We start from the raw sequence: 24,870 nt of genomic DNA on the forward strand, positions 1-24,870 counted from the left end.
TCTGAGGCGGAGAAAAACGACAGGTCCGCTGGTACATCACTCTGACAGAGGACTGCAATACTGTTCGGTACTTTATCAGTCAGTTCATGAGCGAAACGGAATAACCTGTTCAATGACCGATGGTTACGATTGCTACCAGAATGCGCTGGCTGAGAGAATAAACGGGATACTGAAAAATGAGTTTTTACTCTCGCGCCCGGAGGCTCTTGCACAAGCCCGGATGATGGTAAAAGAGTCCGTGGCAATTTATAACCATGAACGGCCGCATCTGGCCCTGAAATACAAAACGCCCGATGATGTTCATCAGGCGTTTTACAGACAAAAAACTGTCAACCTATATCAGGACTAGTCAATCGGGGTAGATTACCAGACTGGCATTTCATCCTGCAGGAACGGATTATGTAGCCGTTCGTTGCCCAACGTCGAAAGTGGGCCGTGCCCCGGAATAAACGTCACATCATCACCCAGCGGCAATAATTTACGTTTAATCGAATCGATCAACTGGCTGTGATCCCCACGTGGAAAATCACTGCGTCCAACGCCACCTTTGAAAATCACATCACCTGAAATCAGTAACTGTGACTGTTCATCAAAGAAGACCACATGTCCCGGGGTGTGACCCGGACAATGCAACACCTGTAGCGTCACATTCCCAACGCTTACTCTATCGCCTTCGTTCAACCAGCGATCGGGCGTCAACGGCTCGCAGTCTCCCAGACCAAACATGCGACTCTGAGCGGGAAGCCCCTGCAACCAGAACTCATCTTCTTTTTCCGGACCGATAACCGGTACGCCGTAGTGTTGCGCCAGTTCAGACGCTGCACCTACATGGTCAAGATGACCGTGCGTAAGCAGGATCTGCATTAGCGTCAGGCCGCTGGCATCCACTTCCTGTTTGATTTTCTCAGCATCGCCGCCGGGATCGACCAGCGCAGCCAGACGGGTTTGCTCACACCAGATCAGCGAGCAATTCTGGGCGAATGCAGTGACCGGAATAATACGATAGTTCATACGGCTCCTGTTTCATTAAGCTTATGGATCACCAGTGACGCGCCGGTCCGGTGTCAATATGCACAAAGTTACTGCGTGGGTAGTATCCTACACCACCTGCGCGCATAGATAACGCAGCTTTGCGAATATTACTTAATGCGATGCCTTCAATATGGAAATCCATGGCCTGCCCTTTCGTGTGGTAGCTTTTCTTTGCCACACCACGGCTGTGCGCACGTAATTCATTATTGGTATCAATAGAGCGGTAACCAGAAATAAGCTGTACGGGTTTACGCGTGCCCAGAAGGCCTTGCAGACGGAAGAGTTGATCGAACAATCCCGGGTCGATGGATTTCACTTTATTCGCGCGAAAATCACGGAAAAAGTGATTAAGTTTAGCTAATTCGTCCTGAATATAGCCCCTGCCATCAAAAAACTCTGCTTTAATTGACTCTCCGGTATGAAGGTTATTCAGAGTCAAAATGCGCGGACGTGGGGTAGAGAGTGTAGCAAACGCAGGCGTAGGCAGGATGGCAGCGCCGAGGGCAATGCCACCAAGCGCCAGCAATTTGCGGCGATTAGCGTCAAATTTGTCCATGGTATTAAGTCTACAGGTCAATGTTATCGTATGTATGCTTCAGCGCACGCGGGAAACCTTATCTGGCTAAGTAGTCCACGTCAAGGCTCCCAACCCCAGGAAACACGGGGCTTACAGCCATTTCGCCCCGTTTCCAGCATAACTTACGACAATCATTTTCCTCGAACTGCTTAATTTATCTGATTAATTGTTCAGCTTTTGACACAATTTGTGCACTGGATCGCGCCGTCAGATCGTAATTGTAAATATCTGTACGATATTGGGTACGACCATCGGCTCCAACAAATGCAGTCAGGTAGTAGAGATTGACTGGAATATTCTGGCGAATATTCACATACCGGGTATCCCCCTGCTTCAGAGCATCCGAGATCCGCGTATCATTCCAGCCCGCATCCTGCAGCAGCATATTCGCCAGTTCAGAAGCCTTATTGACGCGCACACAACCAGAGCTCAGCGCGCGAGTATCTTTCTGGAACAACGTATGATTCGGCGTATCGTGCAGATAGATAGCATCTGAACTTGGCATATTGAATTTATATCGTCCCAATGAGTTGCGCGCGCCCGGCGCTTGCTGGAAGCGGAACGGCAGATTTGAAGGCGTAATGGTTGCCCAATCGACCTGCCATGGATCTATCGCCTCTTTGCTGTTCCAGCCACGCATCACGGTATATCCGTGGCGCTCAAGATATCCCGGATCGTTCCATACCTTAGGCAGAATATCTTTACGTGCCAGCGTCGGTGGGACGTTCCATGGTGGGTTAACGACCACGTTATTCAGCGCACTGCTCATCATCGGCGTTTTACGGTCAGGTCGCCCGACGATAACGCGGGACGCCAGCACCTGATTACCATTCTGATAATAAACCAGTGAATAAGCGGGAATGTTGACCATGATACCGGTCGATAAATCACCCGGCAGCAGGCGCAAACGCTGAATATTCAGGGCCAGCACGCCGGCACGCTGCGCTGGAGTCACGTTCAACCAGTCACGGGTGGCAGGTCCAATCGTACCGTCGGCCCCAAGACCTTGCCAGGCCTGAAAACGCTTCACCGCGTCGACAAGCTCACGATCGTAAGCGCTACGCCCTTCTTTTGCTGCCGTGCTGACTGACGCATCCAGCATCCCGGTACGCCGCAAAATTTCGCGCAGCGCCGGAATGTCTTTACTCCACTCACCCGGGCGCAGCGTAGTCGTGCTGGTTAATTGCGGCCAGGGGCGTGAATCCCCCACCAGCTTCAGCAATGACTCATGCATCACTGAATACTGCGGATGCTGAGGCGTCAGGCTGGCAATAAACGAGGTTAACTGACCATTATCGAGGGCCACCTGCCATTGGTTAATCGCCGAGAGCGGCGGCGTCGCCAGCGCATAAGGCTTATCGCTGTAAAGCCAGCGGTTACCTTTAACGGGGATATTGGCAATAAAGTGAAGATAGCCCATCATCGCGTCAGAAAGAACAGCATCCCGCGCCAGCCCCGTTACGCCTGGATCGGTCAGTAACGCTACCCAGGTGTTAAACTGCGGCTGAAAACCGGCAATAGCCACCTCGGCTAACTGTTGCTGAAAAGCTTTTACCGCATCACGATTTTCCCACATCGGTTTCATTTCGCGTGCGGCGTACAGCAGTTCCAGTTGGCTCATATAAACTGGCGTATAACCTGCCGGAAGTTGAGATTGTAATTCTGCGCGGGCTTTATCCACAGACACGCCATCCGGCAGAGGTTGAATCCCCGCCATAATGGCTGTCGCAAAAGATTGTGCCTGCGGTTGTGATAGCGCGGTTGGCTGTTCACTAACAACCGCAGAGCTGTCACCAGGAATCATTTCAGGCTCATCGGCCTGTGCATTGAACAGTGGAGCGAATGTTACGGCCAGGCACAAACTGATTGCCGACAGCCGACGACCACACATTTTATTAAGCAACATCCCTTGCCCCCTGTTTTCTTTATCATACTCTGAATAGCCAGGCCGCATGCTCATCTCCATTCATCATGGGCTGGACCTGAAAAACGCCAATACAATCTAAAGTATGACGAGCAAGCCTGGTTTACTCGTCAGGCTTACCTTCAGTATATAAACATCAAAAATTTTTTGCCTGACCTAATGTAAAGAAGTTTAAAGAAATTTCACCCAGCAAACCGGGTTTTCATAAAAGAATAAAGCGGCCTTTTGGCCGCTTTATTACTTATACTTAGCTTGCCTGCGAGGAGGCATCTTCGATTCCCGGCAGCGGCTCCGGTAACTGAGGTGCAAAGCCGCGCAGGCCAACCACATGAACGTGCTCGGTATTCTGGAAGACCTTACGCACCAGTTTATAGGTGGTGCCTTTCTCAGGACTGATGTTTTCCGGCGCAGCGATAATAAGCTGCATCTGCAACCTCTCGCAAAGCTCAAACAGGGTCGCGATAGAGCGCGCATCCAGTCGGGCTGCTTCATCAAGGAACAGCAGGCGACATGGGGAAATATCTTTCCCGCGCAGCCTACGGCCTTCATCTTCCCAGCTTTGCACAACCATCACCAAAATCGACATCCCGGTTCCGATCGCTTCACCCGTTGACAGAGCACCGGATTCAGCACGCAACCAGCCGTCGGAACCACGGTTAACTTCGACTTCCATTTCCAGATAGTTACGGTAGTCCAGTAGTTCTTCACCGATGGTTTGCGGCGTGCGTTGTCCCATGTCTATCTGCGGATTAAGACGCTGATACAGCTTCGCCAGCGCTTCGGAGAAGGTCAGACGGTTGCTGTTAAACAGATCCTGATGCTGTTCATGTTGCTCAGAAAGTACATCCAGCAAGGTGGCATGCGTTTCACGCACATTCACGTTCAGACGAACGCTGTTCACCTGACCGAACGATACGCTTTGCAGCCCCTGGTTCAGCATACGAATACGGTTTTGCTCGCGCTGGATAGTCTTACGGATGATGTTCGCCACGCTGCGTGAGCTGATCGCCAGCTTCTGTTCGCGGGAGGTTAATTCTTCCGTCAGGCGGCTCAGCTCAATTTCCATCTGTTCGATGGCCTCAACCGGATCGTCGGTACGAATAATATCCTGACGGATACGTTCGCGCAGATGCTGATAAACCGCTACAAAGAACTGAATTTTACGTTCTGGCCGTTTTGGATCTTCAGACATGCGCAGCACGTCGCGCAAATGTTCGTTATCTGCCACCGCCAGACGCAACGCACCCAGCGCCTTATCCGACATCGAACGCAGTTCATCACCGGAAAGATAAGCCAGTTCACGACGGTGCAGACGGCGTTCAACACCGTTATCTTTCACCATCCGCATCACCGCGCACCACCCGGCTTTCGCCGTGACTACCTGCTCACGCATTTCGTGATAATCCCGCTCCAGCTTACGCAACCTGCGGGTTAAGTTATCCATCTCTGCTTCGCAGAAGGTGAGCGCTTTTTCCAGCTGGTTTCGGCGCGCACGGTTGTTACTCAACTGTGCATGCAGTTCATCACGACGAATACGCGCGCGTTCTTCCGCGCCGCTGTCAGCGCGAACACCGATATCCTGCAGTTCGCGTTGTAAATCGTTCAGCAGCTCTTTTTTGGTGTCGTAGGAGCTTTTCAGTGAGGCCATGACCTGGCTGTACTGGCTCAACTGTGCAGCATGGCTGCGCAGCGCTTCACGGGCGCGAGTACGCTCCGCTTCCGCATGTTCCAGACGTTCGCGTAGCTTCTCGTTCAGATCGCTATTGCCGTTAAGCATTTCAGCAGAGTCAGAATAGCTAAAGTGCGCCCGACGCTGTACGACTTCGGTCAGCGCGAAAGCCTGTTGACGTGCATCACGCTGTACCTGCTGGGAATACGCGTAGTCTTCTTTGAGTTGTTCAAACTGCTCGGGGTCATTTTGCAGAACCGAAACGATCGGTTCCAGTTTGGCCAGTTGATTGCCATGCTGCTGAACAAAGCGTGCCGCTTCCTCGGCTTCATCCAGGCGTTCGCGAATTTCGTCCACGCGATCGGCGAGCGTATCATCTGCCAGCAGATTCAATCGCGGCAACAGGCGGTTCAGGGCAGAGACGCCCTCTTTCGCCTGTTCAAACTGCATACGCTGCTGTTGGTTATCATTTTCATGATTGGTCAACGCACGTTCCAGTTCTACACGACGGCTGTTTAATTGACGAATTTCCGCTTCCGGGTCGGCTTCAAACGCAACCGACAGATGGCTACCGATAAAACGGCTAAATGCCTGATGCAAACGCTGAGTTTTCTGGACGTCAAAAGAGAGCGTGGCGAAACGTTCGGACAGCCCCTCACGTTCAGCATGCAGGGTTTCAATGCGGCTTTCCCGCGCGGCACGACCAAAAATTGGTACTGTCGGGAAGCGGGAATAACGCCACTGACGTTCAGCGGTTTTCACCACCACCGCTTTTTCCAGCTCATCCACGCTGAAGACGCTGTCATCGAACGACTGCGGATCCCCTTCGATGAAATAGAGATCTTCCGGGCAATCTGTCAGTCCTTCGAGTTGCCCGGTGATGAGTGAGAGATCCGGCACAACAATGGCATGGCGTGACGGACCATACAGCGCGGAAAAGTACGGTGCATCTTCAAGGCTAACGTCGTCATAGATTTCAGACAGCAGCACGCCGCCGAAGCGTTCCGCCAGCGCATTCAGACGTTGATCTTCCGCACCACCCGGCTGGCTTAAGCGCTCAATCTCTTCATCAACGGCGTTTTTACGCGCACCGACTTCATCACGCTCAACAATGGCTTCACGTTCACGTTCCAGCAGTTGTTGCAGATATTCAGTAACCTCCTGGCTGGAGGTGAACTCTTCGCCGCACTGCTCGCTGAGCTGATTCAGGCTATTTTGCGCCGCCAGCCAGACAGGAGCACGTTGCATTAAATGCTGAATGCGGGATTGCAGTTGCTCCTGCTCCTGACGCAGCGTCATACGCTGTTCGCTGGCAGACGACACGCTATCAGACAAGGAAGCGATACGAGCTTCCAGCTCCTGATGCAGGGCTTCCAGCTCATCAATATCGAAATGTTTGCCCTGACGTTTACAGAACTCCGCCAGCAGACGTTCCGCTTCCTGTTGTTCGCGCAGGCGCTGTTCCAGCTCACCCAGGCGCATACGCAGCGGTTGAACCTGTTCCGCCAGATGACGCTGCTCAACACCTTCACGCAACAATTCACGTGCAACGCTCCAGGCTTCCCCGCGCGCCAGTGGGCCGTTGATCGCCACTACCAACTGGTAAGCCTGTTCGAACTGACTGTGCGCGGTTTGCGCCACGCTCATTTTCTGTTCCAGCGTAAGCAGTTTTTCAGTAGCTTCTTGCTCTTTTGCCTGGAAGGTTTCCAGCCATTCCGCCGCGCTGTCCGCCGTCAGATCCGGTAAATGGCAAAGCTCTTTAGCCCTGCTCAACGCCTGAATCGCCTGGGTGTACTGAATGGCTCGTGTTTGCTGAACGTCCAGCGCTTGCTGGTAATCGGCAAGCTGGCTTTTCAGCTCATCCACTTCCAGTTCGGCGGCTTCCGCACGAGCCTCATTTTCATCCTGGCGGTCAGCGGCTTCCGCTACCACTTCATTTTGTTCTTCGAGGCGGATCTGCAACTCTTCGAGATCCGCTTCATAGCGTTCGATTTTTTCCTGCTGCCGGAGCGCGGTTTGCACCAGATTCAGGTGATCGCTGGCCGCCTGATAATCGGCTTCAAGGTCGCCTTCCGCACCGTTATGTTCGCCCAGCTCGCGCGCCATCTCGACATGCTTGTACTGTTCCGCCGCCAGCTGTTTGCGCGAGGTATACAACTCGCGACGATATTCCAACGCTTTATCCAGATGAATGCGACGCTCGTTGGCGTGGCGCATATAGTCCGCCGCCACATAGTTCGTTGCCTCGCTGATCAGGTGCTTAAACAAGTCGCGGTCAGACTGAGTTACGCGTATTGCTTCCAGCGTCATGCGGTTTTCCCGCAATGCGGCTTCCATATCCTGGAACGCTTTACGCACCCCGCCGTTTTCTGGCAACAGATAGTCGCGCAGTGAACGGGTAATGGCGCTGGAAATCCCGCCGTACAGTGAAGCTTCGATCAGGCGATAGAATTTACTACGGTCGGAAGCTGAGCGCAGACGACGGGCGATGATGCCCAAATCGAACATCAGTGAGTGGTAATCGGTTATTGAGTTGAACTGCTTAAACTGCACGCCTTCCATCTCATCGAGCTTCTCTTTCAGCTCAGGAAGAGACAGGACGCGAGCCTGGCGCTCGTTCAGCGTTTCCGTTACCAGCTCGGTTGGCTGTACCGACATCGGCAGCCCCTGAATGGCAAACGGCTTGATATCAACTTTACGGTCGCGCCCGGCCACCTGTTGCAGACGAACGCCGACGACTACGCGCTGATGACGCGAGTTGAGGACATCGAGCATGGAATAGCAGACACCCGCTTTTAGCTTACCGTGCAGGCCTTTATCACGTGAACCGCTGGTCGCACCGGCTTCCGTGGTGTTACGGAAATGCAGCAGGGTTAAGTCCGGGATTAACGCCGTAACAAACGCCGCCATGGTAGTGGATTTACCCGCACCGTTACCCCCCGACAAGGTGGTAACCAGTTCATCGAGATCAAACGTACGGGCAAAAAAACCATTCCAGTTAATCAGCGTAAGTGAGCGAAATTTACCGCGTTCAATCATTATTCTTCCTCTCCACTGTCCGGCTGATTCTCTTCTGGCTCATCATTGAGTTGCAGGCGGTTTTCGACCGACATCGCTTCACCATCACGAATTAAGCGACGCTGCGCTTCGCGCGGATCGTCGCCGCTGCGGACATCCGCGCCAAAGCGGAAAACAGATTCCGTAATACGGAATTTGCTGCTGTCATGGCCCATAAACCACACCATACCTAAGCGACGCAGGCGGTTGAGAGAAGAACGCACCTTTTCCTGCAGCTTCTGGCGGTCAACGTCCGAACCCGTAGAGCGGTTATTCACCAGTCTGAGCAATTTTGCTTCGTCAGCCAGCGTCAGCAGTTCGTCATACAGCTCCTGCTGGGTAAAAATCCCTTCATTCGCCAGGCGTTCCGGGCTGAGATAGAGGTAACAAAGAATTTTACCCACCATCATATCCAGTTCAGACAAGACGGAACGCGGAATGAGCGTCGTCGAACGCGGACGAAGGTAGAAAAACCCCTCCGGAGCACGGATCAATTCCACGTTATAGCGGCTGTAAAACTCTTCAAAGTATTCCTGAAAATCCATCAGGAAGGCATGATTGTCCAGCTCATCCAGGCCAATGTGTCGACCCGAACGCAATGCGCTGTCCAGCGCCGGAAATAACGGATTCGCCAGCGCTTGCGCCAGCTTAACCGGCATCACTTTTTCAATATTTGTCAATGACATGCGCCTGTACCTTGGCTCCGTAATCATTAATCGGCTGCCATTTGGCTGGCAGTCCGGTGAAATCTGCTTGCGCTACGCCAAGGCGTACCGCCTGATCGATAACAATACGCGCTACGTCGAAGTGACGCGCACGTGGGTATTGCGCCAGATACTCGCGCACTACCAAACCGAGATCCAGTGGCGTTTGTCTGGATTTATAGATAGCCAACTGTTCTTCAATAATCGCCGCCAGTTGTTCGCGGATCTCGTTAAATTCTTCATATTCCAGGTCCGGCGGAAGCTCCCCGGTAACCTCTTCATCACGCAACACCATCTCTTCGTCACGCATGTCCAGCAATCGGTCAGCATTGGCATAAGTCAATGCCCACGGATCGTCAAAATATGTCTGGACAGACTGGCGCAAGCGCTGGGCAAAGACGCGGTTTTTATCCATATCAATCGCGGTGCGGATAAATTTATGTACGTGTCGATCGTAGCCAATCCACAAATCAATGGATTGCTGGCCCCAACTAATAATTCGGTCAAGTTTGCTTTGTAAGTCAAATACCAGACGGTCAACGAAATGCAGGTCGTCATGCGTCATCGTGGCATCCTGAATACGCAACAGATTAGCCTGTAGCTTATCACCCGCCGCTTCCAGCGTGTCCTGCAACTCACGCAGCGTACCGGAAGTTTCAGACAGCAGCATTTCACAGCTGGAAATTGCAGCCCGCCAGTCTTTATTCAGCAATTGCGCAATGTCATCTTTAACCTGTTGCTGTTGCTCATCCATAATGCGCTGCGTCAGATCGATGCTGTCAAAAATTTCCGCCACCGAGTATTTCAGCGGAGCGTAAACGTTGCGGTGCCAGTGGAACTCATCGCCGCCTTCATCCGCCGCGTCTGCTGCACGCTTTAGCTCACCTGCCACGATCGACAACTGCATTGACAGCCGCAACGTGGAGAATTCTCGCTGGCGAATATAGTAATCGGTGATGCCAATCCCGAGCGGCGTCAAACGATAAATGGCGTTCCCTTCCGCCTGTTCGCTGGTAAAGCGGTTCAGCAGACGTTGACGCACCATATCGTTGATCGCGTTGTTGGCGCGAACGCCGATGGTTTCGCTGGTTTGCTCAAACGCATCACTCACATGGCGGAACGCATCCACCAGTTCACCTTCACTCATCTCGCCGTCCAGTCGTTCGCCGTTTAGCGTAGCCACAGCCAACAGGAACGAAAGTCTGTCTACCGGCAGAGAGATAGAGAAGTCATTTTTTCTGGCCCAGGCAACCAGTTCGGGGACTGTCTGGGAAAATTCACTCATAAGTTATCCTTGCATCTGCGGTTTGCGCGCGGTGACATGAATATAACGACCAAGGCTGATATACGGCTCCTGGCGGCAATAGCGCGTTTCTAACTCAAGTAACATTTCATAACCGTCACGCTGTTTATGCTTTTCTCGCAGATAATCATGAAACACGCGTACGCCAGTCTTACCGGTTATCTGCCAACCGATATCCTCCAGCCACTGGTAAACCTGCTGAGGATCACGCGGGTAGTCTGGTGAAAGCGTACGTTTTTTACGTTTTGGCATCCCAACCTGCACATAGTCAAAATTCCCTGCGACCATGTTATGCATCAACAGACCGTTAGCATTGTAGAACATTAACGACAGCGCGCCGCCGGGACGTAATACCGACCACAGAGTCTGCAGCATGCTGACCGGTTCAGCCACCCACTCCAGCACAGCATGAAACAATATCAGATCAACCGGGCTTTCCAAATGCGAAGCAACGTCCTGAGCGGCGCATTGTATAAAATGCATGTTTCCGCTCACACCTTTTGCCTCTGCCGCCTGTTGCGCACGGGCAATCATCTCGCCGGACAGATCGCATAATGTCACGAAATGCCCACATTCAGCCATTTTGATGGCCGCCTGTCCTTCACCACCGCCGGCGTCCAGAATGTGTAGTTTTTGCCCACCAAACGTCGTCAGTAAGCGATCCAGATCCTGCCAAAGAATAGCCTGTCTCAGTTGACCTTTGGTGGTACCGTAAATGTTACGGGAAAACTTCTCTGCAATGTCATCAAAATTGCGATCCCGCATCGGGCTCTCCGCATACTGGCTTTAGGGTGACTAAGTAAAACCGCTATTTTGTCACACCCACGCCGAGAATGAACCTTCCTGGTGTAATATCCCTGCAGATCCCCTGCTGTATGGTTAAAAAAGGAACCAAAAAGGATGCTTTTTACGCTGAAGAAAGTGATTGGCGGTATGATGCTGCCGCTTCCATTGATGCTAATTGTTATGGGCACAGGGCTGGCGCTGGTCTGGTTTAGTCGCTTTCAGAAAACAGGGAAAGTGTTCATCAGCCTGAGCTGGCTCGCGCTGTTACTGCTCAGCTTGCAACCGGTCGCTGATAGTCTGCTTAAACCTATTGAGGACAAATATCCCACCTGGCAAGATACGCAAAAAGTGGAATACATTGTGGTTCTGGGCGGGGGCTATACCTGGAACCCGCGGTGGGCACCGAGTTCTAATCTGATCAATAACAGTCTTCCACGGCTAAATGAGGGAATTCGTCTGTGGCAAGCCAATCCAGGATCAAAGCTGATCTTTACCGGCGCAGCAGCGAAGACCAACAACGTCAGTACCGCAGAAGCGGGGGCGCGCGTGGCCGAGTCGCTGGGCGTTCCTCGCCGTAACATTATTACGCTGGATACACCAAAAGATACCGAGGAAGAAGCTGCTGCGGTAAAACAGGCTATCGGCAACGCGCCTTTCCTGCTGGTGACTTCTGCGTCGCATTTACCGCGAGCGATGATTTTCTTCCAACAAGCCGGGCTGCATCCACTGCCAGCACCAGCCAACCAGTTGGCAATAGACTCGCCGCTGAATCCGTGGGAACGTGCCATTCCGTCGCCCGTCTGGCTTATGCATAGCGATCGCGTCGGTTACGAAACACTGGGCAGGATCTGGCAGTGGCTGAAAGGCTCGTCAGGCGAGCCAGGGCAGCAGTGATTTGGTCGCCAGGTCAAAATTGGAACGGTTAAAACGACCGGTATTAACCAGTTGCGCAACCTCATCCCACAATACGTACAACCAGCGCCGCCAGATAAACGACTCTGCCACTGGCGCGCGTTGCAGATACTGCCAGAGCAGGCTTTCCGCCAGGGCATTATCCATTAGTCGAAACAGCTCATACTCTCTTGGCGCCCATAGCATCAAACCAGGCCCCACCATTGCCAGAAGCTGATCGCTACGGGCATCTTTGAGCATACTGCGTAAGCTGAAATTACCGTGGATCAGAACGCAGTTATCGTTAAAGCCTTCAAACAACGCTGGCAAACATTCACGGGTGCGAAACAGAATCCGTTTGTCCTGCATTGTAAGGCCGGTATTGTTGAACTGGTTTAACGTGCTCCACAGCACTTCAACTCGTTGGCGATACCAGGATGGCCATAAATTTTCCTGCGTGTTATCCACCGCGCCAACACAGCCTCGACTATCCTGACGATGCCATGACAGCAAACCTTCCACGATCTGATCTTTTAAATGTTCCCAGCGTTCTGGCGTTCGGGCGGGCGCTTCCACTGGCACGCCACGTAAGCGTTCAAGTAACAGAACGTCAGGGCCGGGATGTTCTTCGTGGGTTAATACCCCATAAATGACCGGCATACGTACCGTACCACTGCGCGCCAGCATGGTAGTTTTCCATGCCAACTGCTGTGCCATGCCCGGGGTGGTGAAACTTCGGGCCATCAGCGGCATCGGATTTCCCTGGCTGTCGTACAGTGACCACAGCGCCGTATCTACTTTTTCGTTCACGCATTCTATACGACTGAGTTTTTCGCCCAGCAGATGGCTGAGTTCGGCACGCAACTGTTCCATTTCAGATTGCCCTCATAAATGCTACTGCTTTCATAATGAGCGTCGAATAGACAGATGTCACCCGGATGAGATCAATTGATGAAAAGAAAAGTGGCGGGAAAAGAGTAACGATACGACACCCCTCCCAAAAACGGGTGGAGTGCCGTGAAAAGATTAACGCATTTCGACGCGGACGCGCTCAAGATCTTCGGCCGTATCCACCCCTGTCCCCGGCACTTCTTTGGCGACGGCAACATGAATTTTTTCGCCATACCAAAGCACACGAAGCTGCTCCAGCATTTCAATCTGTTCAAGCGGGCTAGGTTGCCAGTTCACATAGCGACGAATAAAGCCCGCGCGATAACCGTAAATCCCCAGATGGCGCAGAAAAGTATTACCTACGGTTTCCAGACTTTTTGCAAAACGTTCACGATCCCAGGGAATTGTCGCCCGGGAAAAGTAAAGCGCATACCCTTCAGCATCCAACACTACTTTCACCGCATTCGGATTAAACGCCTCTTCCGCGCTGTGAATGGGGACTGCAAGCGTCGCCATGCCGACCTGTCGTTGCGCCAGATTCTCGGCTACCTGACGAATAATAACCGCCGGGATCATCGGCTCATCACCCTGAACGTTCACAATGACGGTATCGTCGCTAAAACCACATTTTTCGACAACTTCAGCCAGGCGTTCCGTACCAGACTGGTGATCGGCGCGAGTCATGCACACCTCGCCACCAACGGCCTCTACAGCACGCGCAACATCTTCATGATCGGTAGCAACAATAATACGTTCAGCGCCAGATTCACGCGCACGCTCCAGCACATGTACTATCATCGGCTTACCGTTAATATCCAGCAGCGGCTTACCAGGCAGACGTGTGGACGCATAACGCGCAGGAATAATGACCACAAAACTCATGATTTACTCTCATCAGCAGTCAGGACACGAGCTTCCGTTTCCAGCAACACGGGAATTCCCTCTCGCAGTGGGAAAGCAAGGTTATCCAGTTTGCAAATCAGTTCTTGTTTTTCCTGGTTGTACCAGAGTTTGCCATTGCATACCGGGCAGGCAATGATTTCAAGCAGACGATGATCCATAGTTCCTCCAGATGGACCGGATTGTGAATACGTAAATATTAACATAATCGCTTACTGGGCTGGGTCTATTTCCCAGCCCTGACGCAAGTCAGTAAATAAACCGTCAGGACACCTGCCTATCGTGACTCGCACAGCCTGCTGCCAGCGAGCGAAATCATCGATCGCCTGGAACAATCCTTTTTGCAAGGTAACCCCAGGTTTGGCCTCATCTTGCAGCCAAAGAGAAATGACCTCCAGCACGCCTGTTTTTCGGTGCATTTTGGCATCCATACGCCCAACCAACTGTCCCCGATGCAGCAGGGGCAAGACAAAATAGCCATACTGACGTTTCGGTGCTGGCGTGTAGCATTCCAGCCGGTAGCTAAAATCGAACAGCTGTTCAGCCCGTTTACGATCCCAAACCACCGGATCAAATGGTGATAAAACCGTAGTATGGGTCGCTGTTAACTTACCCGCCAGTGCCTGCTCAAGAAGTGGTTGCAGGTCGCTATGGAGCCACAGAGTTCCCAGGCCTTCAACGTCTACAGGAATAATTCGTTGTTGCTCTGCCCGTACTTCACACCAGGTTTTTAACGCCGGACGCTGCAAGCGGTAATAGTCTGCCAGCCACTGCTCACGAAAAATACCGAGGCTGCGGGCGCTGTTATCAAGCATAACTATTTCCGCTTCAGCCTTTGAGAGAAGGTCACGATCATCATCCCAGTGCGGCATGACGCGATGCGTTAAATCATAGACTCGCTGGAAATTACGCCGCTCCACCACCATCACCTTCCCGGCGGTGAAAAGTCCTTCAAGATGACGCTTATGCGGTTTCCATTCCCACCAACCGCTGGTTCCCTTACGCGGGTGCTCAAAATCCGCGGATCTTACTGGTCCGTTATGCTGGATATGCTGTAACAGTTGTTCAATCTCATGGGCATGCTCTTTCATCCACTCTGCTTTGTACTTCCAGCCCATTTTCTCAGGAGCCAGCATGCGATGCCGTATCAGCATAAAGTCGCTACGCGGCAGGAAGCAGGCCTCATGTGCCCAGTATTCCATCAGCTCACCGCACAGTAATGATTCATCGAGCCATTGCGGCGAATAGTCACCCAAACGGCTAAACAGCACCAGGTAAGGGCTGCGCGCCACAATATTGATAGTATCGATTTGGAGTAAGGACATTTGCGAAATGGTCGCGAGAATGTCAGCAGAGGTTGCCCGGCGACGAGTTTTTTTCAGCAAACCTTGTGCAGCAAGGTGAAGATGACGGGCATCCTTCAAAGAAAGGTGCGGCAACGACATTTATGACCTCATAAATGATTCGCTGCCGCGGCTTGAATCTGTTAGCGAGTCAGCGAGGTTAACTTATCGAGTAAGACACCAGGTTGTTCACCCGACAGATGAGCATCAACGGGTAAGTACCACCAGTTGTCATCGGCAAAAGCGCGACATTTAACTGCGTCTTTCTCCGTCATGACGAGCGTTTGGTCTTCACCTGACAACACGCTGACGTCACTGTAGGTCAGAGACTGGTGGTCTGCCAGCGCGATACACTTCTGCGGACGGGCGCCGCATGCCTCAAGTGTGGCAAAAAAACGGGGGGGATGACCAATACCCGCCATGGCAACAATATTGGGTAGCTGCGCTACATTACGCCGCTCACCTGTACGTAAATTAACGGCCAGGCCTGGCTCAAGGCACATGGGAATTTCCCCCGGCAATGGAGTGCCACCATTCACGATCGTCGCGTCAACTGATTTGAGGCGTCCGGCACGCTCGCGCATTGGACCAGCCGGAAGCCACCAGCCATTACCGAACCGACGTTCACCGTCAATCACTACAATTTCAACATCACGCGCCAGACGATAGTGCTGTAACCCATCATCGGTAACAATAATCTGCACGTCGTGCCGGGCAAGAATGGCTTTTACCGCATCCGCTCTTACCGGAGAGACAGCCACTGGCACACCGGTACGCTGGAAGATCAGCACAGGTTCATCACCCGCTTCTGCCGTGGTCGTCTCTGTTGTCAGTAAAAGCGGATAAGCCTGTGCTTTCCCGCCATAGCCACGAGAAACAACGCCCACACGAATGCCGCGTTGCTGCAATTGTTCAACCAGCCAAATTACCACTGGCGTTTTACCATTGCCACCCGCAGTCAGGTTTCCGACAACAACAACCGGCACTGGCGCGCGCCATGCACGTTTAAGTCCCAACTTGTAGCATAAGCGGATACCTCCGCTCACCAGTCCGTAGAGCCAGGAGAGCGGAAGTAATAATCGCCACAGCGGCGATTCACCAGACCAGATGCGCGCAATCATTGGCCAAATTGCATTTTGTGCAGTTGTGCATACACACCGCGCTGTTCGAGCAGTTCGCTATGGGTGCCGCGCTCAACAATCAGCCCGTCTTCCACCACCACGATTTCATCCGCTTGTTCGATAGTTGAAAGGCGATGAGCAATGACCAGCGAAGTACGGTTTTTCTGTAACTCATCCAGTGCAGCCTGAATTGCGCGTTCGGACTCTGTATCCAGAGCTGACGTTGCCTCATCAAGGATCAAAATCGGGCTGTCGCGCAGCAAAGCACGGGCGATAGCGATACGCTGGCGTTGACCGCCGGACAGCAGGACGCCGTTCTCGCCAATCACCGTATCCAGACCATCATCCATTTTGTTGATGAAATCCATGGCATAAGCCATCTGCGCCGCTTTTTCAATCTGCTCCCGGCTGTACATATCTGTGCGCGCGTAGGCAATGTTGTTCGCAACCGTATCGTTAAACAGGTGTACGTTCTGCGAGACCAGAGCCACTTGATCGCGTAAGGATGCCAGGGTGTATTCACGCAGATCGTGTCCGTCCATCAGAATCTGCCCTTCATCAATGTCGTAGAAGCGCGTAATCAGACTCGCAATGGTGGATTTTCCTGAACCGGAACGGCCTACCAGCGCCACGGTTTTACCCGCCGGGATATTCAGATTAATGTTACGCAACGCTGGAACTTCACGACCCGGATAGGTAAAGGTCACATTACGGAATTCCAGATCGCCGGTAGCACGTTCAATCACACGTTTACCTTCGTCTTTTTCTTGTTCACTATCCAGAATAGTAAACAAGGTCTGGCATGCAGCCATACCACGCTGGAACTGTGCGTTGACGTTAGTCAGAGACTTCAGCGGACGCATCAGGGCGATCATAGAGGAGAAGACAACCGTAATTGTCCCCGCAGTCAGGTTTTCCATCACACTTGGGAAACTGGCTGCGTATAACACGAAGGCCAGAGCCAAAGAGGCAATCAACTGGATGATAGGATCGGAGATGGAAGATGCAGAAACCATCTTCATGCCTTGCAAGCGCATCTTGTTACTGACTTTATCAAAACGCTTGGTTTCAACTTCCTGACCACCGAATATCAGAACTTCTTTGTGGCCTTTCAGCATTTGCTCTGCACTGGTTGTAACCTGCCCCATCGTATTTTGCATGTTTTTACTGATGCTACGAAAGCGCTTGGAAACAACACGAATCGCAATTGATACAATAGGGGCCAGCACAATCAGGATTAATGACAGCTGCCAGCTGTAATAAAACATCATGATAAACAGGCCAATAATTGAGGCCCCTTCACGCACCACGGTGATCAACGCGCCGGAAGACGAAGACGCCACCTGCTCTGAATCATAGGTAATACGTGACAGTAACGTACCGGTAGACTGCTTATCAAAAAAGGCGACGGGCATGCCCATCATATGACCAAACAGGCGGCGGCGCATGGTCATAACCACTTTGCCTGACACCCATGAAATACAGTAGCTGGAGACGTAGCTGGTTAAGCCACGTACAATCATCAGCCCAATAACCACCAGCGGCATCCACAGCAGCACTGAGCGATCTGTTTTACCAAAACCATCATCCAGTAATGGCTTAAGGAGCGATAACATGAAGGTATCGCTGGCCGCGTTAAGGACTAACGCTATACCCGCCACGATCAGACCCGATTTAAAAGGCGCTATGGTTGGCCATAGTCGGCGAAATGTCTGCCACGTAGAGAGATCTTTATCGTTATGCATTCAAAAAACCAGCATTTGTTAGAATAGCCGCATATTCTACCCGTTATCCTCCGGCACGCCAAACCACTGATGATACCAACGGGGTAAAATCTGATCCCTTAAACTGCGTACTCGCCAACTTTTCTGATAAAAATCCAGTGTAACTTGTCCCTGATGAGGTGTATCCAGCCATTGATAACCCTGTTGCAGGTAACGCTGCTTCACCTTCCTGGATGGCAGGCGCCAGGCATTGTAGCGTGACGCTGAGGCTAAAGCGCCTTGTCCGCCAACCCGCTGAATCAGCGCTAATGATGAGGAGGTATTACTGCCATGATGCGGAACTTGAATAAAAGTAGACCGAAGATGCTGCCAGTAGTGACTTAGCATTTTTTGTTCAGCAGAAGATTCAATATCACCTGTCAGAAGGATGCTGTGATTTCCATCATCAACTTTTACCACGCAGGATTGATTATTTCCCTGCTCTTTATTTCTTCTGATTGGCCAGTGTGCGCTAAACGTTAAACCCTGCCATTGCCACCTCTCCCCGCGAAAACAAGGAAGATGCCCTTCCCAGCCCAACGGACTTCTTGTCCACAAAGATGGCCAGGTCTTTTGTAGTGAGCGTAATCCCCCCCGGTGATCCATATGCTCATGACTGAGAATAATCCCTTCCGGTTCCAGGTTGTGCCAGCGTAACCAGGGAATAATGACCTGTTGCGCACTGTCGCCTTCCGGCCAGGCCAGACCGGTATCATAAAGTATCGCCTTCCCATTACGGGTAATCACCATCGCCAGCCCCTGCCCGACATCCAGCATATGCACCTGCCACACGTCATTTCGCGGCGTTATCCAGAGCGGCACGCTCAGCAAAAGCAGTCCAGAAATACAGACTATCGGCAGGGTACGCCAGATATTCAGCCGCCATGCGATAAGCATCAACCAGGGAGATAATGCTAGCCATTGCCAGCGTTCATCAATGTTAACCCACCCTTCAGGCAGCTTGTTGAGCGTCCAGAATAGAAGCGCCAGAGAACGGTCAGCCAAATACCATAGTCCCGATTCGAGCATCACCAGACCGGTTAAATGCACAATCATTGCGGCGAGTATCAGCGGGACGGAAACGAACGTAACCAGCGGGACGGCAAATAAATTAGCCAGAAAAGATGTCAGGCTGATGCCGTGAAAAAAAGCGATTTGCACAGGCATCAACAGAACGGTAATACCCAACTGAAGATGGATCAGCGCCAGGATTACATGTCCGACACGGGATAGCGGCCGATCCGACATCGGAACCCACTGATACCAGAATATCAGTCCCGCAACAGCAAAAGCCGATAACCAGAGGCTCTGAGAAAGAATGCTGACTGGATCCACCAGTACGATGGCGGCCAGGCAACATACCCAGACCGACCACCCACTCCACCGCCTGCCACTTAATTGAAGCGCTCCCCACACAATCAGTGCAACCACCGTACGTAATGCAGGAGGTTGTAAACCCGTTAGCCATGCATAGAATGCCGCACTGGCTATTCCGCCAACCAGCGGTACCTGCCAGTGGAGCCATCGTGTCGGCATAAAAAATTGTCCGCCGCGTATCAACCCGCCGACCAGTAGTGCGGCAAAAGCAATGTGCAGCCCGGAAATGGCCATCAAATGCGCAGTGCCGGTATCACGCATTATGGTTTTCACCTCTTGCGAAACGGATAATCGTTCCCCCATTCCCAAGCCCAGTATGACCTGCTGCCAGGGATACGTGGCCAGAGCGGTATTGAGTGAAGAGAGGTAACGAGCACGCAAACTGCATTTGGGCATGATAACCGTGGCCTGCAGAAAACGCCCAGTCAGCACCTGATGCTGTGCTAGCGCATAACGCTGGCTATCAAATCCACCTTCATTCAACTGCCCATGTACCGCACGAACCTTGAGCGTCATATCCCATTGCTGGCCCGCACAAACATCGCCGGGTAAATACTGTCCGTACAGCACGATCCCCACTGCTGGAAATATCCGGCGTCCCTGAAGGTGCGTTATTTTCCCGTAGTGTGTCGTCTTATTGTCCGTACTGGTAATCTGGACGATGGCCTGCTGGGTCCTGGCAGGGAGCGTATTACTCGCCCAGATCGCTTCTTTCGCCGCCAGTATTCCCCAGAGAAAGAACAACAGGGTTAATCCGGTGTATTGCAGATATTTGCGAGGAATAAGACAGAGCATACATGCCAGACAAAACAGACCACTGAAATACAGCGCTCCAGGCAGCACTGGCAATAGCGTAAGTGGCAGCATGCCGCACAACGCACACAAACTCACCGTTGTTATTTTCATCAGACACCTCCCTGTTGGCGGAAGTGTGCAGTACAGCTTAACGGTTGTCTGGTGAAAATTGTCCGTTAAACGCGGTGGGTTCCGCGGTTTTTACATGGGAAATGTAACGTGCAAATTAACTGCGAGGAGGCATTCAAATATGGGTGTCAAAATGAAAAAAGCACCCATTCAGGTGCTTTTTCGCGCTTAAGTTTCTTTTAAAACTTAACCGTAAATATTGGCGCGATCGCGCAGTTCTTTACCCGGTTTAAAGTGCGGAACATATTTCCCTTCCAGATCCACTTTATCGCCAGTCTTCGGATTACGTCCGGTGCGTGGTGCGCGGTAATGCAAAGAAAAACTGCCGAAACCGCGGATTTCAATACGCTCGCCCTGCGCAAGAGTCGAGGCCATATGTTCCAGCATCTCTTTTACTGCATCTTCAACCGCTTTCGCGGGAATATGAGGTTGCTGGGTTGCAAGTCTTTCAATCAATTCTGACTTGGTCATGATTCCTCCGGTTCCTTAAAGGCAAAATTAGCTGCTGCATTGATTAAGGGCGGCCGTAGCCGCCCTTTGTCATTGATTACAGGACGAATCCTGTCATCTGTCAAGCTACTCGTCACCCTTTGTGCTGTTGATAGCACAAAGGAATGAGAGAGTACTCGATATTACTCGCCTTTAGCTGCTTTGAAAGCTTCAGCCATTGCGTTGTTGGAGAAGTTTGCATCTTCCTGTTTGTTAACAGTTGCGATTGCATCTTTCTCATCAGCTTCGTCTTTAGCACGAACAGACAGGCTGATTGCACGGTTCTTACGATCAACGCCGGTGAATTTAGCTTCAACGTCGTCGCCTACGCTCAGAACCAGAGTTGCATCTTCAACGCGGTCACGTGAAGCCTCAGAAGCGCGCAGGTAACCTTCAACGCCGTCAGCCAGTTCTACGGTTGCGCCTTTAGCGTCAACTGCAGTCACTTTACCGTTTACGATTGCGCCTTTCTTGTTCAGTGCAACCCAGTTGTTGAACGGATCTTCTGCGAGCTGTTTAACGCCCAGAGAGATACGCTCACGTTCTGCATCAACCTGCAGAACAACTGCTGCGATTTCGTCGCCTTTTTTGTATTCACGAACTGCTTCTTCGCCTGCAACGTTCCAGGAGATGTCAGACAGGTGAACCAGGCCGTCGATGCCGCCGTCCAGGCCGATGAAGATACCGAAGTCAGTGATAGACTTGATTTTACCTTCAACACGGTCGCCCTTGTTGTGGGTTTCCGCGAACTGCTGCCATGGGTTGTTTTTGCACTGCTTCAGACCCAGGGAGATACGACGACGTTCTTCGTCGATATCCAGAACCATAACTTCCACTACGTCGCCAACGTTAACAACTTTGGACGGGTGGATGTTTTTGTTGGTCCAATCCATTTCGGAAACGTGAACCAGGCCTTCAACGCCTTCTTCGATTTCAACGAAGCAGCCGTAGTCGGTCAGGTTGGTCACGCGACCAGTCAGTTTGGTACCTTCCGGATAACGCTTAGCGATAGCTACCCATGGATCTTCGCCCAGCTGTTTCAGGCCCAGAGATACACGAGTACGCTCGCGGTCGAACTTCAGCACTTTAACAGTGATTTCGTCGCCAACGTTTACGATTTCGCTCGGATGCTTAACGCGTTTCCATGCCATGTCGGTGATGTGCAGCAGGCCGTCAACGCCACCCAGATCAACGAATGCACCGTAGTCAGTGAGGTTCTTAACGATACCTTTAACTTCCATGCCTTCCTGCAGGTTTTCCAGCAGCTGATCGCGTTCTGCGCTGTTTTCGGATTCGATAACGGCACGACGGGAAACAACAACGTTGTTACGCTTCTGATCCAGCTTGATTACTTTGAACTCAAGCTCTTTGCCTTCCAGGTGCAGCGTGTCGCGGACCGGACGAACGTCTACCAGGGAACCCGGCAGGAACGCGCGAATACCATTCAGCTCAACAGTGAAGCCACCCTTGACTTTGCCATTGATAACACCAGTAACGGTCGCAGCTTCTTCGTAAGCTTTTTCCAGCGTGATCCAAGCTTCATGACGCTTAGCTTTTTCACGGGACAGCAGAGTTTCACCGAAGCCGTCTTCTACTGCATCCAGAGCAACATCAACTTCGTCACCAACCTGGATTTCCAGCTCGCCCTGGGCATTTTTGAACTGCTCTGCCGGAATGGCAGACTCAGATTTCAGACCGGCATCAACCAGTACGATATCTTTGTCGATAGCAACAACAACACCACGAACGATGGAACCCGGACGGGTTTCGATTTCTTTTAAGGATTCTTCAAACAGTTGAGCAAAAGATTCAGTCATGTTTAATCTTCAGGTTTCATATTTAACGTCCACCTGGCTCCATGCCGGATGGGGTTGTTTAACATACCCGCTGTCATTCCATTGCAACGGGGGTACTGCAAATTCGGTCGCACTTAAGCGAGTGCCAGTTTTTGGCGCGCGTATTGTAACGCTTTTTCAATCACTTGCTCAATGCTTAATCGGGTTGAGTCCAAAACTAAAGCATCGGCAGCAGGAACTAATGGCGCTACAGCACGATTACGATCGCGGTCGTCGCGTTCTTCGATCTCGGCCAAAAGGCGTTCAAAGTTAACACTAAAGCCCTTCTCCTGCAACTGTAGCATACGTCGATGCGCACGTTCTTGCGAGGACGCGTCCAGAAAAATTTTCACCGGTGCGTCAGGGAACACCACTGTCCCCATATCACGTCCGTCAGCGATCAATCCCGGCGCTTCGCGAAAGGCGCGTTGGCGACGTAAAAGTGCTTCACGAACACGAGGAAACGCAGCCACCTGAGATGCAGCATTAGCCACCTCCTGGGTGCGGATTTCACCGCTAACATCTTCACCTTCCAGAATAACTTCCAGATTGCCGTCTGTTGAGATAAAGCGCACATCCAGATGCGACGCAAGCGGGACCAGCGCATCTTCAGAAGCGACATCAACATGGTGATGTAACGCCGCGAGCGCCAGTACACGATAAATCGCGCCAGAATCTAACAGATGCCACTGCAATGCTTCCGCCATTGCCTTGCACAAGGTGCCTTTACCTGCACCGCTTGGGCCATCAATGGTAATAACCGGGGCAATTGCCGTCATCTTTTTCTCCTTAAACAGGCATACCGTTAACGTGAACGCCGCGCATTATACGCGCCAACGTCAACGATCGTTATCTTTGTGTGAAAAATACAGAGTCATTGAAGCTGAGTGTAGAATAAATGGACAATCGGGGATGTCAGAAAGCGTAAGAATGTGCCGCACCCGATGGTGCGGCGATCAAATCAGACAGGCGTACTAATACGCGCCAGCTGTTCAAAGTAATCCGGGAAGGTTTTTGCGGTACATTTAGGGTCAAGAATAGTAACTGGCGTATCAGATAACGCCACCAGAGAGAAACACATCGCCATACGGTGATCGTTATAGGTCGCGATGTCCGCGAATGTTAACGATGCTGGCGGTGTAATACGGATAAAATCATGCCCCTCTTCCACTTCAGCACCAACTTTACGTAACTCTGTCGCCATTGCGAACAGACGGTCGGTCTCTTTGACACGCCAGTTGTAGATATTACGCAATGTCGTCGTACCTTTAGCAAAAAGCGCTGCGGTGGCAATGGTCATTGCCGCATCCGGGATGTGATTCATGTCCATATCAACAGCGTTTAATTCGCCGCGCGTACAGGCTATGAAATCGTCGCCCCAGGTAATGGTCGCGCCCATTTTTTCCAGCACATCAGCGAAACGAATATCGCCCTGCATACTATTGCGGCCAATCCCAGTGACTTTTACTGTACCGCCTTTAATCGCTCCGGCAGCGAGGAAGTAAGAGGCTGATGACGCATCCCCTTCTACCAGGTAATGACCCGGAGACTGGTACTGCTGCCCCCCCTGCACCACAAAGCGCTGGTAATTCTGGTTCTCAATTTCAACACCAAACGTTTTCATCAAATTCAGTGTGATGTCGATGTAGGGTTTTGACACCAGTTCGCCTTTAATCGCGATCGTCGTATCCTGCGGTGCCAGCGGTGCGGTCATCAATAACGCCGTCAGGAACTGGCTGGAAACACTGCCGTCAACCTCTACCTGCCCGCCAACAAAACCACCGCGCAGACGTAAAGGCGGATAGTTTTCCTGCTCAAGGTATTCAATCTCTGCTCCGCCCTGGCGTAGTGCATCTACCAGATGACCAATCGGGCGCTCTTTCATGCGCGGTTCACCCGTCAGCACGATATCATTATTTCCCAGACACAGCGCAGCAGCTAAAGGGCGCATCGCGGTTCCGGCATTGCCAAGAAACAGTTCGACAGCGCCTTCGGCATGTAATGGGCCACCATTGCCAGTAATTTCACAGCGAGTGCGATCGGCTGAAAGGGTATAGCTAATCCCTAACGCGTTCAGAGCATTGAGCATATGGCGAACATCATCGCTGTCCAGCAGGTTTGTCAGGACAGTAGTACCATTCGCTAATGCAGCCAGCAGCAAAGCGCGGTTAGAAACACTTTTGGATCCAGGCAGATTGATGGTGCCATCCACCCGCGCAATGGGTTGTAACGTCAGGGATTCCATGAAACTTAACTCTCAAAAACAGACATAAAAACCCCACAG

19 protein-coding genes and 1 pseudogene are annotated in these 24,870 nt (G+C 51.8%); 2 read left to right on the top strand and 18 right to left on the bottom strand.

All coding sequences use genetic code 11. The features are described 5' to 3' along the window. Positions 1-349, top strand: a 349-nt coding sequence (locus OH663_RS16825) for an integrase core domain-containing protein (protein ID WP_263525781.1), incomplete at its 5' end; no start/stop codon positions are given. A 14-nt stretch (positions 350-363) separates the two neighbouring features. On the opposite strand, the gene OH663_RS16830 is transcribed toward OH663_RS16825, so the two are convergent. From OH663_RS16830 to cmoM, 7 genes and pseudogenes are all read right to left on the bottom strand, one after another. Further along, positions 364-1,011 (bottom strand): MBL fold metallo-hydrolase, encoded by a 648-nt coding sequence (locus OH663_RS16830; RefSeq protein ID WP_045441276.1) that lies wholly within the window; start codon positions 1,009-1,011, stop codon positions 364-366. Between the two features lie 28 nt (positions 1,012-1,039). Continuing rightward, entirely contained in the window at positions 1,040-1,588 is a 549-nt protein-coding gene (mepK, locus tag OH663_RS16835; protein ID WP_016152461.1) for a peptidoglycan L,D-endopeptidase MepK, read from the bottom strand. Between the two features lie 175 nt (positions 1,589-1,763). Then, the gene (gene ldtD / locus OH663_RS16840; RefSeq protein ID WP_200010769.1) at positions 1,764-3,515 is read right to left on the bottom strand and encodes a L,D-transpeptidase; all 1,752 of its coding nucleotides are present in this window, start codon (positions 3,513-3,515) and stop codon (positions 1,764-1,766) included. Positions 3,516-3,780: 265 nt separating this feature from the next. Further along, the gene (mukB, locus tag OH663_RS16845; protein WP_048221752.1) at positions 3,781-8,241 is read right to left on the bottom strand and encodes a chromosome partition protein MukB; all 4,461 of its coding nucleotides are present in this window, start codon (positions 8,239-8,241) and stop codon (positions 3,781-3,783) included. Next, entirely contained in the window at positions 8,241-8,945 is a 705-nt protein-coding gene (mukE, locus tag OH663_RS16850) for a chromosome partition protein MukE (protein WP_045441273.1), read from the bottom strand. Before mukE ends, mukB begins: the two co-directional genes overlap by 1 nt. Beyond that, a complete protein-coding gene (gene mukF, locus OH663_RS16855; protein ID WP_045441272.1) occupies positions 8,926-10,248 on the bottom strand; it encodes a chromosome partition protein MukF in 1,323 nt (440 codons plus the stop codon). The genes mukE and mukF overlap by 20 nt, the downstream gene beginning before the upstream one ends. Next, positions 10,241-11,031, bottom strand: a pseudogene (cmoM, locus tag OH663_RS16860) (tRNA uridine 5-oxyacetic acid(34) methyltransferase CmoM). Before cmoM ends, mukF begins: the two are co-directional and overlap by 8 nt. Before the next feature lie 135 nt (positions 11,032-11,166). On the opposite strand from cmoM, the gene elyC reads away from it, so the two are divergent. Continuing rightward, positions 11,167-11,946: an envelope biogenesis factor ElyC gene (elyC, locus tag OH663_RS16865; RefSeq protein WP_200010752.1), complete on the top strand. Its 780-nt coding sequence runs from the start codon at positions 11,167-11,169 to the stop codon at positions 11,944-11,946. On the opposite strand, the gene OH663_RS16870 is transcribed toward elyC, so the two are convergent. The 11 genes from OH663_RS16870 to aroA form a co-directional block, all read right to left on the bottom strand. After that, positions 11,923-12,816, bottom strand: a complete 894-nt coding sequence (locus tag OH663_RS16870) for a YcbJ family phosphotransferase (protein WP_045441269.1) — start codon at positions 12,814-12,816, stop codon at positions 11,923-11,925. The two genes, elyC and OH663_RS16870, sit on opposite strands and share 24 nt — an antisense overlap. 153 nt (positions 12,817-12,969) lie before the next feature. Beyond that, positions 12,970-13,716 (bottom strand): 3-deoxy-manno-octulosonate cytidylyltransferase, encoded by a 747-nt coding sequence (kdsB, locus tag OH663_RS16875; RefSeq protein ID WP_200010751.1) that lies wholly within the window; start codon positions 13,714-13,716, stop codon positions 12,970-12,972. Beyond that, positions 13,713-13,895 (bottom strand): protein YcaR, encoded by a 183-nt coding sequence (gene ycaR, locus OH663_RS16880; protein WP_045441267.1) that lies wholly within the window; start codon positions 13,893-13,895, stop codon positions 13,713-13,715. Before ycaR ends, kdsB begins: the two co-directional genes overlap by 4 nt. Before the next feature lie 51 nt (positions 13,896-13,946). Then, the gene (locus OH663_RS16885) at positions 13,947-15,179 is read right to left on the bottom strand and encodes a winged helix-turn-helix domain-containing protein (RefSeq protein ID WP_200010750.1); all 1,233 of its coding nucleotides are present in this window, start codon (positions 15,177-15,179) and stop codon (positions 13,947-13,949) included. Between the two features lie 41 nt (positions 15,180-15,220). After that, positions 15,221-16,198: a tetraacyldisaccharide 4'-kinase gene (gene lpxK, locus OH663_RS16890; protein WP_200010749.1), complete on the bottom strand. Its 978-nt coding sequence runs from the start codon at positions 16,196-16,198 to the stop codon at positions 15,221-15,223. After that, the gene (gene msbA, locus OH663_RS16895; protein WP_048221756.1) at positions 16,195-17,943 is read right to left on the bottom strand and encodes a lipid A ABC transporter ATP-binding protein/permease MsbA; all 1,749 of its coding nucleotides are present in this window, start codon (positions 17,941-17,943) and stop codon (positions 16,195-16,197) included. The genes lpxK and msbA overlap by 4 nt, the downstream gene beginning before the upstream one ends. Before the next feature lie 36 nt (positions 17,944-17,979). Beyond that, on the bottom strand, positions 17,980-20,244 hold the full coding sequence (locus OH663_RS16900) for a ComEC family protein (RefSeq protein WP_200010747.1): 2,265 nt from the start codon (positions 20,242-20,244) through the stop codon (positions 17,980-17,982). Between the two features lie 204 nt (positions 20,245-20,448). Continuing rightward, a complete protein-coding gene (gene ihfB / locus OH663_RS16905) occupies positions 20,449-20,733 on the bottom strand; it encodes an integration host factor subunit beta (RefSeq protein ID WP_003035780.1) in 285 nt (94 codons plus the stop codon). A gap of 161 nt (positions 20,734-20,894) precedes the next feature. After that, complete coding sequence (gene rpsA, locus OH663_RS16910) at positions 20,895-22,568, bottom strand: 30S ribosomal protein S1 (protein WP_045441262.1); 1,674 nt, start codon at positions 22,566-22,568, stop codon at positions 20,895-20,897. 113 nt (positions 22,569-22,681) lie between these two features. Then, a complete protein-coding gene (gene cmk / locus OH663_RS16915; RefSeq protein WP_045441261.1) occupies positions 22,682-23,365 on the bottom strand; it encodes a (d)CMP kinase in 684 nt (227 codons plus the stop codon). Positions 23,366-23,547: 182 nt separating this feature from the next. Continuing rightward, the gene (gene aroA, locus OH663_RS16920) at positions 23,548-24,831 is read right to left on the bottom strand and encodes a 3-phosphoshikimate 1-carboxyvinyltransferase (RefSeq protein WP_045441260.1); all 1,284 of its coding nucleotides are present in this window, start codon (positions 24,829-24,831) and stop codon (positions 23,548-23,550) included. Positions 24,832-24,870 lie beyond the last annotated feature (39 nt).

It is taken from the genome of Citrobacter sp. Marseille-Q5395 (assembly GCF_947057495.1).
In the GTDB taxonomy this organism is placed as follows: domain Bacteria; phylum Pseudomonadota; class Gammaproteobacteria; order Enterobacterales; family Enterobacteriaceae; genus Citrobacter; species Citrobacter murliniae.